The following is a 1,260-nucleotide window of genomic DNA, read 5'->3' as shown; positions in this document are numbered from 1 at the left end:
TTTATAGAAACCTTTGCACGAATAAACACACAAAAGTTCATTAAATTGGTATAATACAATAAAATCAATCACCTAGCAAAAAACACGACTATGGCATGGAAACAAACAGGGCAACTCTCCCTAGCAGACAGTCTCATTAACGCTCACAAAGCCATCGAAGAATTAGATGAACTACACAACCTAATTGACTGGCAAACTATCGAGCAAACCTTACGCCACGTTCATAGCAGTGAGCGTGGGGAATCTGCCTTTCACCCTGTCATCATGTTTAAAGTATTACTCTTACAAAAACTCTATAACCTATCGGATCCAGCCATGGAAAAACAACTGGCACGAGACTTACTATTTCGTCGCTTTGTTGGCCTATCATTAACGGATGATGTACCCGACCATAGCACCATTTGGCGATACCACAAACACCTAGGTGAGCTTAGACTGATTGAACCATTGTTCAACCAAATCAATGAGCAACTAGCCCAACAAAACATTTTTATCAAAGCGGGCAGTGTCAGCATCATCGATGCCAGTATCGTTGAAGCTAAAAACAAACGACCTAAGAAAGGCAAACACACCGACAATACCCAAGATAACGAAGCCGCCTATGTCAGTAAAAAAGACAGTACAGGTAAAGTAAAAACCACCTACGGCTTTAAAATTCATCTCAACTGTGATGAAGACAGCTTTGTCAAAAAGGTTGAAACTACCCCTGCCAATGTCCATGATTCCCAATGTTTTACCACGCTGTTAACAGATGATGAATCAGCCGTGTATGCTGACAGTGCGTATAAAAGCCAAGCCCATGATGACTACCTTGCCGAGCATGAACCACCGATAAAAAATCATATTCATGATAGAGCATGGCGCAATACACCCTTAACCGAACAGCAAAAACGCAATAATACCCAAAAGAGCCAAACTAGAAACACCGTTGAGCGGGTCTTTGGACATTTTAAACTGCATTATGGGATGAGCAAAGCTCGTCATTTAGGGTTAATGCAATTTCATACCAGCACTTTGCTTGCAAGCATGGTGCATAATTTAAAAACTGCCCTAAGCTTGAAACGAAAATACGGACTCGCCTAGGGTTATTGTGTCTGTTGGTTAGTAAGCTCAGCCAATAGACACAAATTTAACAACCATTTGGAGATTTTATCCATGATTTAGCCATTGTTTTGCTTATTTCATTGCCATTCTTTGTTTTTTTTCGGTTTGGTGGTATGCCTCGAGCAAAGGGGCTGTTTCGTGCAAAGGTCTCTTATA

General features: G+C 40.9%; 1 protein-coding gene. It reads left to right on the top strand.

Features of this window, described 5'->3' with window-relative positions; genetic code table 11:
* Positions 1-90 precede the first annotated feature (90 nt).
* Positions 91-1,083 carry an IS5-like element ISAba23 family transposase gene (locus FTU46_RS16600; RefSeq protein WP_005028482.1) on the top strand — a complete coding sequence of 331 codons (993 nt, stop codon included), beginning with the start codon at positions 91-93 and terminating at the stop codon, positions 1,081-1,083.
* Positions 1,084-1,260 lie beyond the last annotated feature (177 nt).

It is taken from the genome of Acinetobacter sp. YH12108, from assembly GCF_013419055.1.
In the GTDB taxonomy this organism is placed as follows: Bacteria; Pseudomonadota; Gammaproteobacteria; order Pseudomonadales; family Moraxellaceae; genus Acinetobacter.
Note: the sequence above shows the minus strand (reverse complement) of the source record. Positions and strands in the feature narration are given on the sequence as shown.

Excerpts from the sequence above, each read along its gene's own strand:
- FTU46_RS16600 (WP_005028482.1), top strand. The coding sequence starts at position 91 with ATGGCATGGAAACAAACAGGGCAACTCTCCCTAGCAGACAGTCTCATT.